Source organism: Delftia tsuruhatensis NBRC 16741, assembly GCF_001571325.1.
Taxonomy (GTDB): domain Bacteria; phylum Pseudomonadota; class Gammaproteobacteria; order Burkholderiales; family Burkholderiaceae_C; genus Comamonas; species Comamonas tsuruhatensis.
On record NZ_BCTO01000023.1, the window covers coordinates 82,436 to 97,067 of the forward strand.

The window sequence follows — 14,632 nt, forward strand, 5'->3', positions numbered from 1 at the left end:
CAGGCGCCACTGCCGTGCATCTCCCGGAGAAAGCATCTTGAGAACCGACTATTCGAAGGGCGAGGCCGCGCTGCGCGTGCCCTTGCCCATGTCCATGCCCATTTCCCTGTCCCTTTCCGCCTCTGCCGGTGCGCCCACCGGGCCGCCCGCTGCGGTCCGTGCGCCGCAGGACGTGCTGTCCGGTGTGCGCGTCGCCTCGCAACTGCTGCAGGACTTTCGGCCCATCACCGAAAGCATCGAGTGGGAGCTGGGCCATCTGCATTGGGCGCAGGCGGGCCTGTTGACCTTTGCCGAGAACGAGGTGCCCTACGTGGTCAACAACAGCGGCCGTCTCTCCGAAGATGCGGCGGCCCTGCTGTTCCATCACTGCGCGGACACGGCGCCGCAGGGCACGATTGCCGTGCTGGAGCTGGGCGCGGGCTGCGGCCTGTTCGCGCGCATGTTCCTGCAGGCCTTCCGGCACCTGTGCCAGCAGGAAGGGCGTGATTTCGACCAGCGGCTGGTCTGCTACGTGACAGACGGCTCGCCGCGCACCGTTGCGCAGTGGCACGAGCGCGGCCTGTTTGCCGAGTTTGGCGGCCAGGTCGTGGCAGGCTGCTGCGACGCCATGCACCCCGAGGCCGTTCGGCTGCACGACGGCAGCACGGTGCCGCTGCCGCCGCTGCATGCCGTGTTCTGCAACTACGTGCTGGATGTGCTGCCCGCCACCGTCGTGCGGCGCCAGAACGGCGGGCCGGTGCAGGAGCTGCGCATACGCACCCGCCTGACGGACGATGCCCAGCTCGTGCGCCAGTACACCGCGCTGTCGCCGCATGAGATCCGCGCCCTGGTGGATCACGCGGATGCGGCCGAGCGCGCGCGCCTGCTGCCCCTGGTGGGCCTGTTCGAGCAGGAGACGGGATTTTTCGACTGCGGCGACGCGGCACTGTCGCCCTGGGTGGATGCCGCCCTGTCCGTCAGCGAGGACGCGACACGCCTGCTGGTCAACCACGGCGCCTTCGGCGCGCTGCAGACGCTGCAGCAGCGGCTGGCGCCCAAGGGCCTGGTGCTCATCAACGACTACGGCGCCTGCACGCCCGAGGCGGCGGCCCAGTCGGGCGCCTCCCAGCGCTTTGGCCGCACCAGCGCCATCGGCCTGAACTTCCCGCTGCTGGCGCAATTGTTCGGGCGCGAGGGCTGGCAGGTGCTGGCGCCTCCGGGCGATGCGCAAAGGGCCATCCATGCGCGGCTGCTGATCGGCGAGGGATGCGAGCGCACGGCGGCCGCCTTTCTCAACCGCTTCAGCGCCGACGCGCAGCAGTTCTTCGAGGCCCCGGCCCATGAGGCCCGCACGCACCTGGAGTCGGGCCGGCAGGACGCCGCGCTGGAAAGCTACCGCCAGGCCATCACCCGCAGCCCGCGCGACTGGCGCCTGCTGGGCGAGGTGGCGGAGTTCGTGGGCCTGCAGCTGCGGGACTTTGCGGCAGGCATCGAGCTGGCGCGCAGCGCGCTGGAGCTCAACCCCTGGCTCAGCACCTGGCTGTGGAACGTGCTGGGCGACTGCCTGTTCTGCCAGGAGCAGTTTGCTGCCGCGCATGACGCCTACCTGCAGGCCGAGCGCATAGACCCGCGCGATGCCCGCACCCAGCTCAACCTGGCCTACACCTGGCAGCAGTGCGGCGACCCGGGGCGCGCGCTCGCCTGCATCGCCCAGGGCCTGGCGGGAGATGCCCATGGCGTGCACACGCAGCGCCTGATGGAAAAGCAGCAGCAGATCCTGGCGCAGATCGCTGCCCTGCGTGCCTCGCAGCAGCAGCGGCTGGCGCAGCGCGCGGCGCGTCTGCAGGCCGGGGCATAGGCAGGCCAGGGCATAGGCTGGCAGGCCCGCCAACGGCCCGGCCTGCCAGCTTCAGTGCTGGCGGCCGGCCAGCCGCACGCCCAGCGCTGCCGCCGATGCCGCGCAGGCCAGGGCCACCACGCCGCTCCAGCCCCATTGCGCCAGGGCCAGCGCGCCCAGCGCCGAGCCCGAGGCCATGCCGATGAACACGCCCGTGAACAGCAGCGCATTGAGCCGGCTGCGCGCCGCAGGCTCCAGGCCGTACACCAGGGTCTGGTGCGCCACCAGCGTGGCCTGGATGCCGAAGTCGAAACCGATGGCGCTGGCCACCAGCAGCGGCAGCTGTGCGCCGGCCGGCAGCCAGGGCGACAGTGCCAGCACGGCGAACGATGCCAGGGCCAGGCCCGCACCCAGGCAGGTCACGCGCTGCGGGCCGCTGCGGTCGGCCAGCCGGCCTGCCAGCGGGGCGGCCAGCGCACCGGCCGCACCCGCCAGGCCCAGGGCGCCGGCAGCGGCGCTGCCCATGTGGAACTGCTGGTGCAGCATCACGGCCAGCGTGGACCAGAACGCGCTGAAGGCCACCGACAGCAGGCCCTGTGCCAGTGCCGCGCGGCGCAGCGCAGGCTGGCTGCGCCACAGCTGCACCATGGAGCCCAGCAGCGCGCCATAGCCCAGTTGCGTGGTGGGTTTGAAACTCGGCAGCCCGCGCCACAGGGCCACCCCCAGCAGTGCCATGGCAGCGGCGGCCAGCAGGTAGACGCTGCGCCAGCCCCCATGCTCGGCCAGCAGGCCGCTGACCACGCGCGACAGCAAGATGCCCAGCAGCAGCCCCGTCATCACCGTGCCCACCACCTTGCCGCGCTGGTGCTCGGGCGCCAGCGTGGCGGCGGCCGGCACCACGTCCTGCGCCAGGGTGGCGGCCAAGCCCACGGCCAGGCTGGCAGCCAGCAGCGGCGCCAGGCCCGGAGCCAGCCCGCTGGCCAGCAGGGCCAGCATCAGCGCGGCGGTCTTGGCCAGGATGATGCGCCGGCGGTCCATGCGGTCGCCCAGCGGTGCCAGCAGCAAAATGCCCAGCGCATAGCCCAGCTGGGTCAGCGTGGGCACAAAGCCCACGGCGCGTTCGCCTGCGCCCAGGTCGGGGCCGAGCACCCCCAGCATGGGCTGGCTGTAGTAGAGCGAGGCCACGCCCACGCCCGCTGTGGTCGCCATCAGCAGCACCAGCGATGCCGGCACGCCGGCGCCCTGCGCGCCCGCAGCGGTTTGCATATGCGTAGATTGAATAGAAGACATGTTGAGGCGCCTGTCAGGCGCAGTTGAAAAGCGATGGCCGTAGTGTGGTGCGGCGCAGCACACCACGGTAGTGGCTGCGCCTGCAGAATCGATATACGCTTGGCGTATGACCCTTGCCGACCTTCCCCTGCCTTCTGGCGCTGACCGCATCGAGCTGCTGCAGACCTTTGTGCGCATCGTCGAAAGCGGCAGTCTTTCGGCCGCTGCGCAGCAGATGTCCACCACCCAGCCCACGGTCAGCCGGCGCCTGCAGACGCTGGAGCGCGCGCTGGGCCTGCGCCTGCTGCGGCGCTCCACCCACGCCATGGCGCTGACCGACGACGGCCAGCGCTGCCTGGAGCATGCGCGCGAGCTGCTGGAGGCATGGCACGCGCTGGAGTCCGACCTGCGCGGCGCCCAGGACACGCCGCGCGGCCTGCTGCGCGTGGTCGCGCCCCACGCCTTCGGCCAGGACCAGCTCATGGCGCCGCTGCTGGCGTTTCTGGACCGCCATCCGGCCGTCAAGGTCGAATGGCTGCTGCATGACCGCCAGCCGGACTTCATTGCCGAAGGCATCGACTGCGCCGTGCAGGTCGGCACCGTGGTCGACCCTTCGGTGATTGCGCTGCGCGTGGCCGAGGTGCCGCGCATTGCCGTGGCCGCGCCTGCCTTGCTGGGGCAGGGCAGCGTGCCCCAGCACCCGCGCGAACTGCAGGGCCTGCCCTGGATTGCGCTGCGCACCTTCTACCAGCGCGAGCTGGAGCTGCACCGCGTGGGCGATGAGCGGGTCTGCAAATCCTGGCGCCTGCAGTTCGAGCCCCGGCTCAGCACCGACAGCCTTTATGCGCTGCGCAACGCCGCCCTGGGCGGACTGGGCGCGGCCCTGGCCTCGGCCTGGATCGTGCGCGAGGATCTGGAGGCCGGCCGCCTGGTGCATCTGGCGCCCGACTGGCAGGCGGCGCCGCTGCCCGTGCATCTGGTCTACCCACCCGCGCGCCACCAGCCGGCGCGGCTGCGCGCCTTCATTGCGGCCATGCGGGAAGTCATGCCGGGCCTGACGGGAATGCGCGCGCCGCTGCCCTGAGTTGCTTGCTGCATCGTGTCCGCCCACGGCACCAGCCCCGACCTGAACCTGCCCGGTGCGCCGCGCAGTGTGATGTTGGCGCTGCGGCACAGCTTCTGAGGCTGCGCCCGGCATGGCCGGGCTTCTCCAAAAGACAAAGGCCCACGCGAGTGGGCCTTTGTCTATCCGGGCGTTGCCGTCTACTCGGTCGCCTTCTTCAGCGATTCCTTGGCGTTCTCTGCCGACTGCTTGGAGCGCTTGTTGTGGTAGTCCGACTTGACGTTGTTCACGGCCTTGCCGACCGGCCCGCTGTCCTTGGCCTTGGCGTCGGCCTGCTTTTCCTTCACCTTGTGGTCTGCAGCGTCGGCGGCTTCGGAGGCGGCCTTGCCCACCTGGGCATGGACGGGTGACAGGGCAGCGGCAGCTGCGAAGGAAATGGCGGTGGCAAGCAGCAGTTTCTTCATGGAATGCAATGTCCTGTGATGAGATGGCTGCATGGTGCGCCGGACCGCCGAGGCAACCGTGTAGGAGCAGGGCTTTGCACGGCGCGGGCGCTGCGGCCCACTCGCAGAAGGGCCGCCGACGGCAGCTTGCTTCAGTGTCCGACATGGTGCCGCCGGCCGAGCTTCTAGCCTTGAGCCAACCCCGTCACAACAAGGACCCCCCATGATCACAGCCGAACCCACCATGACCAATCTTTTCGACCAGCTGGGTCTGGACTCCAGCCCGGAGGGCATCAAGCAGTTCATCCTCTCGCACCGGCTGGAAAAGGATACGCTGCTGGTGGATGCACCGTTCTGGACCGACGCGCAACGTGCCCTGTTCTCGCAGCAGTGGCATGCCGATGCGACCTGGGCACTGGTGGTGGATCAGCTCAGCGAGGCCTTGCATGCCGAGCCGGACCTCCAGGCTGCGCCTTCGCCCGCAATTGCCGGGCACGAGCAGGAGGCTCGTCCCTGATCCTGTGATGCAACCGCTTGCGATGAACCCGTGGTGCTTACAATTTTTCCGGCTCGTTCAACCCATTTGCCTACGGAGTCGTTCACATGCTGACCTCGACTGGTCTGGCGCCGGCCCCTGCAGGCTCCGACGCACAACTCCCCCTTGATCCGGGCCTTGCTGCTTTGGAGGCCTTTCCGGACGCAGTCTTCGTCGTCGGACTCGATGGACGCCTGGCGCGCTGCAACCGCCATGCGTTGAGCCTGCTGGAGCATTCCGGCGATGCCCTGGAGGGCAGTGTTTTCGAGGACCGCTTCGTCGCCAGCAGCGGGCGCGCAGGCTGGTTCAACAGCCAGTGCGAGCCCGCAGGCGCCCCACGGCAGGCCAGCCGCTGGCCCTTGCTGACCTGCACGGGACGCGAGCGGCCCGTGGCCTCATGCAGCTCGCGCGTACGGCTCGGCGATGGCAGCCTGGCCCTGCTGCTGAGTGTGCGCGAGGCGGATGCACCCCCGTCCGGGGCATCGCAGGCTCTGGCCGTGCCTTCCCGGTCCAGCCCTCTTTCCAGCGCCGAGCGCAGCTTTGCCTTGCTGGTGCAGAGCGTGACCGACTGTGCGATCTACATGCTGGATCCCGAGGGCCGCATCGTCAGCTGGAACCTGGGTGCCAAGCGCATCAAGGGCTATGAAGAGGACGAGGTCCTCCATACCCATTTCTCGCGCTTTTACACACCAGAGGACCAGCAGGCGGGGCTGCCACAGGCGGGACTGCGCACGGCCGTCAGCACCGGCCGCATGGAGGCCGAAGGCCTGCGCGTGCGCAAGGACGGCTCGCGTTTTTGGGCATCGGTCGTGATCGATGCCATCTACGACGAGGGCCAGCTGATCGGTTTTGCCAAGGTCACGCGTGATGTGACGGAGCGCAAGGCTGCCGAGGCCCAGCTGCGCCAGGCCTTGAAGATGGAGGCCATCGGCCGCTTCACGGGCGGGGTGGCCCATGATTTCAACAATCTGCTGATGGCCGTGCTCAGCAGCCTGGAACTGCTGCGCAAGCGCATGCCGCCCGACGATCGCCTGCGTTCGCTGGTGGAGATAGCCACGCGCGGCGCACAGCGCGGTGCCTCGCTGACCCAGCGCATGATGGCCTTTGCGCGGCAGCAGGAATTGAAGACGCAGGCCGTGGACGTCGCTGTGCTGCTGACCGGGATGCAAGGCCTGCTGCAGCAGACGGCTGGCCCGCATATCTTTCTGAAGATGGCCCTGGCCTCAGACCTGCCGCGCATCGCCACCGACCCCAGCCAGTTCGAGAGCAGCATCCTCAGCCTGGTTGCCAATGCGCGCGATGCCATGCCGGGCGGCGGCGTCATCAAGATCACGGCGGCCGTGGAAACCACGCTGCCGCGCCAGCTTGCGGGCCTGGCCTCGGGCTCGTATGTCTGCGTGCGCGTGGTGGACACCGGCGAGGGCATGGACGAACAGACACTCTCGCATGTGGTCGAGCCCTTCTTCACCACCAAGGGCGTGGGCAAGGGCACCGGCCTGGGCCTGGCCATGGTGGACGGGCTGGTGGCCCAGTCCGGCGGCAAGCTCGTGCTGCACAGCGCCCTGGGCAGCGGCACCACGGTGGAGATGTGGATGCCCGTCTCCAAGGACGAAAGCGCGGCCTGCCATCTGGGCGGGCAAAGCGTGCAGGACGTGGGGCCCCTGGATGTGCTGCTGGTGGATGACGACCCGCTGGTGAGGGCCAATGCCTCGGCCCTGCTGGAAGACCTGGGCCACCGCGTCACGACCCTGGGCGCCGGGCAGGAGGCCATCGACCTGCTTGCGCGGCAGGCGCGCTTCGACGTGGTCATCTCCGACTACGCCATGCCCGGCATGAACGGCGTGGAGCTGGCCCGGCATATTGCCGCGCGATACCCGGGCCTGAACTTCATCCTGGCCAGCGGCTTTGCCGACATACCGGCACTGCCACCAGGAATGACGCGGCTGGCCAAGCCCTATTCGCAGGACGATCTACGCCAGCTGCTTCATCAGCTCGGGAAGGCTTGAGCCCCTGGAAAGCCGCGAGATCCTGAGACGGCCTCAGACACCAGCCTTCTCGAACAGCCGGCGCAGTACCTGCATGGGCAGGAACTTGACGCCGCGCCGCTTCAGCTCGCGGCGAAAGAGGCGCTCCCTCTCGATAAAGTTGATTTTTGGTTTCATCTCGTTCCGGGTGCAATGACTGAACCGGGCAATCTATCAGCGCAGAGGGGCGCTGCTGTAACACCCTGTCATTGCCCCCTTGATCGAGGGCCATCATCGCCGCGTGCGGCCGTGCAGGCATCGGGTGGACGAAAAAAAGCCCTGGGACCAACGTCGTCAGGGCTTTTTCACTGGCTTGGCGCCATGTCTGGCGGAGAGGGCGGGATTCGAACCCGCGGTGGGGATTAGCCCACACACGCTTTCCAGGCGTGCGACTTAAACCGCTCATCCACCTCTCCGAAGACCGCGATTCTAGCATCGATTTTTTGGGGTGGCCGCGAAGTTTCCTGCATGCGTGATCGATATGCCCTGGACGGCTGGCGCTTCGGGCATGACCCGTGCCTGCGCCTGCAGCCAGTTGCAGAAGATGTCGAGCCGGGTCTGCACCGCAGTGCTGCGGCGCAGCGCCAGGTAGCGGTAGCCGGAGGCAGTGAAGCCGAAGGGCGCCAGCAGGCGGCCGGCCTGCACGTCGTCCATCACCAGGTGCCAGGGGGCGACGGCCGCGCCCAGGCCGCGCAGCGCCGCTTCCAGCGTGAAGTAGTAGTGCTCGTAGACGGGGCCGGCCGCTGCGGGCGCGGCGATGTCCATGGAGGCGGCCCACAGGTCCCAGGCGTTGCGCCGGCCGCGTGTGTGCAGCAAGGGGAGGCTGGCCAGGTCTTCAGGCTGCTGGAGGCGTCCTGCCATGGCCGGGGACATCACCGGGCCCAGGTATTCGGCGAAAAGAGGCAGGGACGTCTCGTTGTCTGCAAGGGCCTCGCCACTGTCGTGCGTGATGGCCGTGATGAGCAGGTCGCAGCCTTCGCGTGCAGCGTCGGTGCCGGTGTCGGTGGTGCGCAGGCGCACCTCGATGCCGGGGTGGTGCGCGTGAAAGTCGAACAGCCGGGGGATCAGCCATTTGACGGTGAAGGTGCTGAAGCTGGCCACGTCCAGAGGGCCTTCGTGGGCGTCGCCCAGGCTGCGCACCGCCTCATGGATCTGCTCGAAGGCCTGGGTCAGCGCCGGCTGCAGGGTGCGTGCTGCCGCAGTGAGCGTGGGGCGGGCCTTGGTGCCTGCGAACAGCGGCAGGCCCAGGTGCTGCTCCAGCTGCCTGACCTGGCGGCTGACGGCGCCGGGCGAGACGCACAGCTCGTCCGCAGCCGCCGTCATGCGGCCCAGGCGTGCGGCGGCTTCAAAGGCGCGCAGGGCGGCCAGCGGGGGCAGGTGGCGGGTCATGGGCCGGGTCATGGGTCGGGTCACGGGGCGGGTGGAGGCTATGTGAGTTCCAGGTACATAGAACCGGCCGAATCATCGCTTTTCAGGCCATGGGCCGGTCGGTAGATTTGCCGCTTCGGCTGGCAATCCTGCGTGGATTCTGGCCGGACTTTCCATCTCCATTCGATCCCAAAGCACATAGCACCATGCCCTTCGTCCACACCTATCTGCCCCAGTCCACCTCCACTTCCCAGCGCGATGCCGTCGTGCAGGGCATTCACCGCGCCCTGGTGGAGGGCATAGGCATGCCAGAGGACGAACTGTTCAACATGGTGCATCCGTACGCTCCCGGGCAGTTCGCGTTCAGCCGCAGTTTCAACGGGATGGCGCGTTCGGATGCGGTGGTGGTGGTCGAGATCACCATGCGGCGCGGGCGCAGCGATGCGATGAAGAAGGCCTTGTATGCGGCCATTGCGCGCAATCTGCATGAAGGGGCGGGGGTTGCGCCGGCCGACGTGTTCATCTTCATGCATGAGAACGACTACTCGGACTGGTCCGTGGGCCACGGGCGCTTCGCCATGGGCCTGGTGCAGCAGGTGGGCGCACCCGCCTGATCCGCACAACGCCGCTGCAATGAAAAACGGGCCGCGATGGCCCGTTGTTCATGGCGTGGCGGCGGCTCTCAGCTGGTGCGCTGGCCGGTCTGGATCATCTTCATGGCCGAGGTGATCAGGCTGGAGACTTCGGTCATGTTGCTGGGCACGATCAGCGTGGTGGTGGCATCAGAGGCGACCTGGCCATAGGCCTCGACGGCCTTTTCGGCGACCTTGAGCTGCACGGCCTGCTCGCCACCGGGCTGGCGGATGGCGTTGGCCACGCGTTCGATGGCCTGGGCCGTGGCGTCTGCGACCGCCTTGATGGATTCGGCCTCGCCCTGGGCCTTGTTGATGACGGCCTGCTTCTCGCCTTCGGAGCGGGCGATGAAGGCTTCGCGCTCGCCCGTGGCGATGTTGATCTGTTCCTGGCGGCGGCCTTCGGAGGCTGCGATCAGGGCGCGCTTTTCGCGCTCGGCCGTGATCTGGGCCTGCATGGAGCGCAGGATTTCGGCCGGCGGCGTCAGGTCCTTGATTTCATAGCGCAGCACCTTCACGCCCCAGTTGAGCGCGGCCTCGTCGATGGCGGAGACCACCTGGGCGTTGATCATGTCGCGCTCCTCGAAGGTCTTGTCCAGTTCGAGCTTGCCGATCACGGAACGCAGCGAGGTCTGGGCCAGCTGGGTGACGGCCATGATGTAGTTGGACGAGCCGTAGCTGGCGCGCATGGGATCGGTGACCTGGAAGTAGAGGATGCCATCCACCTGCAGCTGGGTGTTGTCGCGCGTGATGCAGACCTGGCTGGGCACGTCCAGCGGGATTTCCTTGAGGCTGTGCTTGTAGGCCACGCGGTCCACGAAGGGCACGAGGAAGTTCAGGCCGGGCGTGAGCGTGCCGGCGTACTTGCCGAGGCGTTCCTTGACCCAGGCGTGCTGCTGGGGCACGACCTTGATGGACCGTGCGATGAAGATGGCCGCGATGACCAGAATGACGATGGCGATTTCCATGGTGTCTCCAGGCCCCGGAGGGGCATTCGGTGAAACAAGAGGGCGGCGGGACGGCTGGCGGATGGTGCCTGCCACTATGCCCGATGCAGATGCCCGCGCCGTGAAGCGCGGGCGTGGGGATGGGCAATCAGAGTTTGTCCACCAGCAGCCGGTTGCCGACGACCTCGGCCACGCGGTGCATGCCGGCAGAGGGCAGGTTGCCCGGACGGCTGATCACGGTCCATTGGGCGCCGCGGTAGCGGACCTGGGCCGTGCCGTCGGAGTTCCATTGCTCGACCATGACGGATTCGCCGACATCGAGGTTGACGTCGCGGTTGCTGGAGGCGGGCTGGCGGCTGGGCAGGCGCCGGCGCACCAGGTAGCAGGCCAGTACGAAGGCGCTGCCGAGCACGGCGGCAATGACGAGCTGGGCAATGGGCGCCAGGCCCATGTGGGCGCACAGCGCGCCGACGATGGCGCCCAGTGCCAGCATCAGCAGATAGAAGCTGCCGGTCAGCAATTCGGCGATGACCAATGCGCCGGCGACGAGCCACCAGATGGTGGAATATTCCATTCCCAGACTCCCTGTTTATGACGGTTGCTTGTGTTTAGTGCACCACATTCTGGGTGAAAAGCCGCACGCTTCAAAGGCGCAATAAGGATATTCCTTACACTTCGCGCCTGTTTCGTTTTTTAGGCCCGCTCAGGTTACGGAGGCTGCCCCCATGAAGTTTCGCTTTCCCATCGTCATCATCGACGAGGACTACCGTTCCGAGAACACCTCGGGCCTGGGCATCCGCGCCCTGGCACAGGCCATCGAGCAAGAAGGTTTCGAGGTGCTGGGGGTGACCAGCTACGGCGACCTGTCGCAGTTCGCGCAGCAGCAAAGCCGGGCCAGTGCCTTCATCCTGTCCATCGATGACGAGGAGTTCTCGCTGGGTGGCGAAAGCGATCCCGTGATCCACAGCCTGCGCAGCTTCATCGGCGAAGTGCGCCGCAAGAACGCCGATGTGCCGATCTACATCTACGGCGAGACCAAGACCAGCCGCCACCTGCCCAACGACATCCTGCGCGAGCTGCACGGCTTCATCCACATGTTCGAGGACACGCCGGAGTTCGTGGCCAAGCACATCATCCGCGAGGCCAAGAGCTACCTGGAAGGCGTGCAGCCGCCGTTCTTCAAGGCGCTGCTGGACTATGCGGAAGACGGCTCCTACAGCTGGCACTGCCCCGGACACTCGGGCGGCGTGGCCTTCCTCAAGAGCCCCGTGGGCCAGATGTACCACCAGTTCTACGGCGAGAACATGCTGCGCGCCGACGTGTGCAACGCGGTGGAGGAATTGGGCCAATTGCTGGACCACAACGGCGCCATCGGCGAGAGCGAGCGCAATGCCGCGCGCATCTTCAATGCCGATCACTGCTACTTCGTGACCAACGGCACGTCCACGTCGAACAAGATCGTCTGGCACCACGCCGTGGCGCCCGGCGACGTGGTCGTGGTGGACCGCAACTGCCACAAGTCCATCCTGCACTCCATCATCATGACGGGTGCGATTCCGGTGTTCCTCAAGCCCACGCGCAACCACTTCGGCATCATCGGCCCGATCCCGCAAAGCGAGTTCTCGGTGGAGTCCATCCAGGCCAAGATCGCGGCCAATCCGCTGCTCAAGGGCGTGGATGCCAAGACGGTCAAGCCCCGCGTGCTGACGCTGACGCAGTCCACCTACGACGGCGTGCTCTACAACACCGAGACCATCAAGAGCATGCTGGACGGCTATGTGGCCAACCTGCACTTCGATGAGGCCTGGCTGCCGCACGCTGCCTTCCACCCGTTCTATGGCAGCTACCACGCCATGGGCAAGAAGCGCGCGCGCCCCAAGCACTCGGTGGTGTATGCCACGCAGTCCATCCACAAGCTGCTGGCCGGCATCAGCCAGGCATCGCATGTGCTGGTGCAGGACAGCCAGACCGAAAAGCTGGACCACCACCTGTTCAACGAGGCGTACCTGATGCACACCTCGACCAGCCCCCAGTACAGCATCATCGCCAGCTGCGACGTGGCCGCCGCGATGATGGAGCCGCCCGGCGGCACGGCCCTGGTGGAAGAGTCGATTCTGGAGGCGCTGGACTTCCGCCGTGCCATGCGCAAGGTCGAAGACGAGTTCGGCGACGACGACTGGTGGTTCGAGGTCTGGGGTCCCGAGAAACTGGCCGATGAAGGCGTCGGCTCGGCCCAGGACTGGATCATCCGCGGCCAGGACGCGGCGCCCAAGCGCTCCAAGGCCAAGAACGGCAAGGAGTTCGACAACTGGCACGGCTTTGGCGAACTGGCCGACGGCTTCAACATGCTGGACCCGATCAAGTCCACCATCGTGACGCCGGGCCTGGACCTGGACGGCGATTTCTCGGACACGGGCATCCCGGCCTCCATCGTGACCAAGTACCTGGCCGAGCACGGCGTGGTGGTGGAGAAGACGGGCCTGTACTCGTTCTTCATCATGTTCACCATCGGCATCACCAAGGGCCGCTGGAACACCATGCTGACTGCGCTGCAGCAGTTCAAGGACGACTACGACCGCAACCAGCCGCTGGCACGCATCCTGCCCGAGTTCTGCCAGCAGCACCGCCGCTACGAGCGCATGGGCCTGCGCGACCTGTGCCAGCACGTGCACGAGCTGTACGCCAAGTACGACATCGCCCGCCTGACGACCGAGATGTATCTGTCGGACCTCAAGCCCGCGATGAAGCCCAGCGATGCCTACGCCCACATCGCGCACCGCAAGACCGAGCGCGTGGAAATCGACCACCTGGAAGGCCGCATCACCGTGGGCCTGGTCACGCCGTACCCGCCCGGCATTCCGCTGCTGATCCCCGGCGAGGTGTTCAACCGCAAGATCGTGGATTACCTGCTGTTCGCGCGTGAGTTCGCCAAGGAGTGCCCTGGCTTCGAGACCGACATCCACGGCCTGGTGGAGCTGGAGGACGCGGACGGCGAGGTGCGCTACTACGCCGACTGCGTGGCCCAGGCCGCTCCTGCCCGCAAGGCGCCGGCTGCCGGCAAGTCTGCGGCCGGAAAATCCGCAGCGGCCAAGGCGGCGGCCAAGGCGGCGGCCAAGCCGGCTGCCAAGGCTGCGGCAAAGCCCGCTGCCAAAAAGGCCGTGAAGGCTGCTGCCGTCAAGGCGCCGGCCAAGCGCCCCGCAGCGGCCCGCAAGGCCGGGTCGGCGCCGGAAGTCGGCACGGCTGCCAAGCCGGCGCGTGGCCGCAAGATGGTGCAGGTGGGCGATGATGGCCCCTTCGGCCGCACGATCTGATCGGCTGGCCGGCTGACGACGGCCCGTCAAAAAGGCGCGGTCCCCGCAAGGGGCGCCGCGCCTTTTTTCTTGCCCGCTGTTTGCCGCTCACTCCAGGCGGATCCTGGCATCGCGGATCAGCGCGGCCCAGTCCGTCTGCTCCTTGAGCAGGTACCGGGCCGCGTCCTGCATGCTGCCGCCCAGGGCCGTGCTGCCCTCGGCCTGCAGTTGCTGCTGCACGGCGGGCTGCTGCAGGGCCGCGTTCACGGCGGTATTCATCTTCTGCACGACGGCGGCCGGCGTGCCCTTGGGCGCGACGATCAGCTTCCAGTCCACGGCCTCGAAGCCTGCATAGCCCGACTCGGCCACGGTGGGCACCTCGGGCAGGATGGGCAGGCGCCTGGCCGAGGTCACTGCCAGGGCGCGCAGCTTGCCGCCCTTGAGCAGCGGATAGACGGCCTGGGGCGTGCCGAACATGTAGTGCGTCTGCTTGCCCAGCAGGTCGGTCACGGCCGGCGCTGCGCCCTTGTAGGGCACGTTGAGCACCTGGATGCCGGCCTTGAAGGCCAGCATTTCGCCGGCCAGGTGGCCCACCGTGCCCGTCGATGCCAGTCCCTGGCGGATGCCGCCCGGGTCGGCCTTGGCGGCCTTGACCAGGTCCTGCACCGATTTCCATGGCGAGTCCTGCGGCACGACCAGCACCGTGGGCTGGGCGGCGACCAGGGCCACGGGGATCAGGTCGGTGCGGGGGTTGAAGGGCATGCTGGGCAGCAGGGCGGGGTTGATGGCGAGGTTGGCGGTCTGGCCCATGCCGAAGGTATAGCCATCCGGCGCGGACTTGGCCACCGCATCCAGCCCGATGTTGCCGCCCGCGCCGGGCTTGTTGTCCACCACCACGGTCCATTGGTTCAGCGTGCCCACGCGCTCGCTGATCTGGCGCGCGACCGCGTCCGTGCCGCCGCCCGGCGTGTAGGGCACGACCATGCGCACGGCGCGCGAGGGCCAGTTGCCGGGCTGGGCCTGGGCCGCCAGCGGGAGCAGGGCGGCAGCCAATGCGGGCAGGGCGCACAGCAGCAACTGGCGGCGCGGGGCGGAACAAGGGCGGGCCTGGGTCAGTGTCTGTGTCCGGTTTTGGGCGGCCGGGTTGCGTTGGATGGCGGGCATGGTGTTGTCTCCGGGAATTTTTGGGAAAAGGCCTCCCCGCCGGGCGCGCGGCAAGCGTCGTCCGGTGTGGGGTGGATGGGG

The 14,632-nt window shown here is 67.7% G+C and carries 13 protein-coding genes and 1 tRNA gene; 6 read left to right on the forward strand and 8 right to left on the reverse strand.

The genetic code is table 11. The features are described from left to right. The first annotated feature begins 37 nt into the window (after positions 1 to 37). Positions 38 to 1,837 (forward strand): SAM-dependent methyltransferase, encoded by a 1,800-nt coding sequence (locus DTS01S_RS11840; RefSeq protein ID WP_061287767.1) that lies wholly within the window; start codon positions 38 to 40, stop codon positions 1,835 to 1,837. Between the two features lie 51 nt (positions 1,838 to 1,888). Here DTS01S_RS11840 and DTS01S_RS11845 read toward each other — a convergent pair whose 3' ends face one another. Continuing rightward, complete coding sequence (locus DTS01S_RS11845; RefSeq protein ID WP_061287768.1) at positions 1,889 to 3,106, reverse strand: MFS transporter; 1,218 nt, start codon at positions 3,104 to 3,106, stop codon at positions 1,889 to 1,891. A gap of 106 nt (positions 3,107 to 3,212) precedes the next feature. Here DTS01S_RS11845 and DTS01S_RS11850 point away from each other — a divergent pair, with 106 nt between their 5' ends. Beyond that, positions 3,213 to 4,169 (forward strand): LysR family transcriptional regulator, encoded by a 957-nt coding sequence (locus DTS01S_RS11850; RefSeq protein ID WP_016448914.1) that lies wholly within the window; start codon positions 3,213 to 3,215, stop codon positions 4,167 to 4,169. A gap of 179 nt (positions 4,170 to 4,348) precedes the next feature. Here the strand turns inward: DTS01S_RS11850 and DTS01S_RS11855 are convergent, their stop codons facing one another. Next, entirely contained in the window at positions 4,349 to 4,612 is a 264-nt protein-coding gene (locus tag DTS01S_RS11855) for a hypothetical protein (RefSeq protein WP_016452405.1), read from the reverse strand. Positions 4,613 to 4,814: 202 nt separating this feature from the next. On the opposite strand from DTS01S_RS11855, the gene DTS01S_RS11860 reads away from it, so the two are divergent. Then, the gene (locus tag DTS01S_RS11860) at positions 4,815 to 5,108 is read left to right on the forward strand and encodes a DUF2789 domain-containing protein (protein ID WP_016452404.1); all 294 of its coding nucleotides are present in this window, start codon (positions 4,815 to 4,817) and stop codon (positions 5,106 to 5,108) included. A gap of 86 nt (positions 5,109 to 5,194) precedes the next feature. Beyond that, positions 5,195 to 7,132 (forward strand): hybrid sensor histidine kinase/response regulator, encoded by a 1,938-nt coding sequence (locus DTS01S_RS11865; protein ID WP_061287769.1) that lies wholly within the window; start codon positions 5,195 to 5,197, stop codon positions 7,130 to 7,132. A gap of 33 nt (positions 7,133 to 7,165) precedes the next feature. Here the strand turns inward: DTS01S_RS11865 and DTS01S_RS31185 are convergent, their stop codons facing one another. From DTS01S_RS31185 to DTS01S_RS11875, 3 genes are all read right to left on the reverse strand, one after another. Continuing rightward, the gene (locus DTS01S_RS31185) at positions 7,166 to 7,288 is read right to left on the reverse strand and encodes a hypothetical protein (RefSeq protein ID WP_016448910.1); all 123 of its coding nucleotides are present in this window, start codon (positions 7,286 to 7,288) and stop codon (positions 7,166 to 7,168) included. Positions 7,289 to 7,476: 188 nt separating this feature from the next. After that, positions 7,477 to 7,566 (reverse strand) — tRNA-Ser (locus tag DTS01S_RS11870). 13 nt (positions 7,567 to 7,579) lie between these two features. Continuing rightward, complete coding sequence (locus tag DTS01S_RS11875; protein ID WP_061287819.1) at positions 7,580 to 8,539, reverse strand: LysR substrate-binding domain-containing protein; 960 nt, start codon at positions 8,537 to 8,539, stop codon at positions 7,580 to 7,582. A 185-nt stretch (positions 8,540 to 8,724) separates the two neighbouring features. Here DTS01S_RS11875 and DTS01S_RS11880 point away from each other — a divergent pair, with 185 nt between their 5' ends. Beyond that, complete coding sequence (locus DTS01S_RS11880) at positions 8,725 to 9,132, forward strand: tautomerase family protein (RefSeq protein ID WP_047472670.1); 408 nt, start codon at positions 8,725 to 8,727, stop codon at positions 9,130 to 9,132. A 68-nt stretch (positions 9,133 to 9,200) separates the two neighbouring features. On the opposite strand, the gene DTS01S_RS11885 is transcribed toward DTS01S_RS11880, so the two are convergent. After that, entirely contained in the window at positions 9,201 to 10,118 is a 918-nt protein-coding gene (locus tag DTS01S_RS11885; RefSeq protein WP_016448907.1) for an SPFH domain-containing protein, read from the reverse strand. Between the two features lie 127 nt (positions 10,119 to 10,245). Next, positions 10,246 to 10,671 (reverse strand): NfeD family protein, encoded by a 426-nt coding sequence (locus tag DTS01S_RS11890; RefSeq protein WP_016448906.1) that lies wholly within the window; start codon positions 10,669 to 10,671, stop codon positions 10,246 to 10,248. Positions 10,672 to 10,822: 151 nt separating this feature from the next. On the opposite strand from DTS01S_RS11890, the gene DTS01S_RS11895 reads away from it, so the two are divergent. Further along, a complete protein-coding gene (locus tag DTS01S_RS11895; protein ID WP_061287770.1) occupies positions 10,823 to 13,408 on the forward strand; it encodes an arginine/lysine/ornithine decarboxylase in 2,586 nt (861 codons plus the stop codon). Between the two features lie 87 nt (positions 13,409 to 13,495). On the opposite strand, the gene DTS01S_RS11900 is transcribed toward DTS01S_RS11895, so the two are convergent. Further along, positions 13,496 to 14,551, reverse strand: a complete 1,056-nt coding sequence (locus tag DTS01S_RS11900; protein WP_061287771.1) for a Bug family tripartite tricarboxylate transporter substrate binding protein — start codon at positions 14,549 to 14,551, stop codon at positions 13,496 to 13,498. Positions 14,552 to 14,632 lie beyond the last annotated feature (81 nt).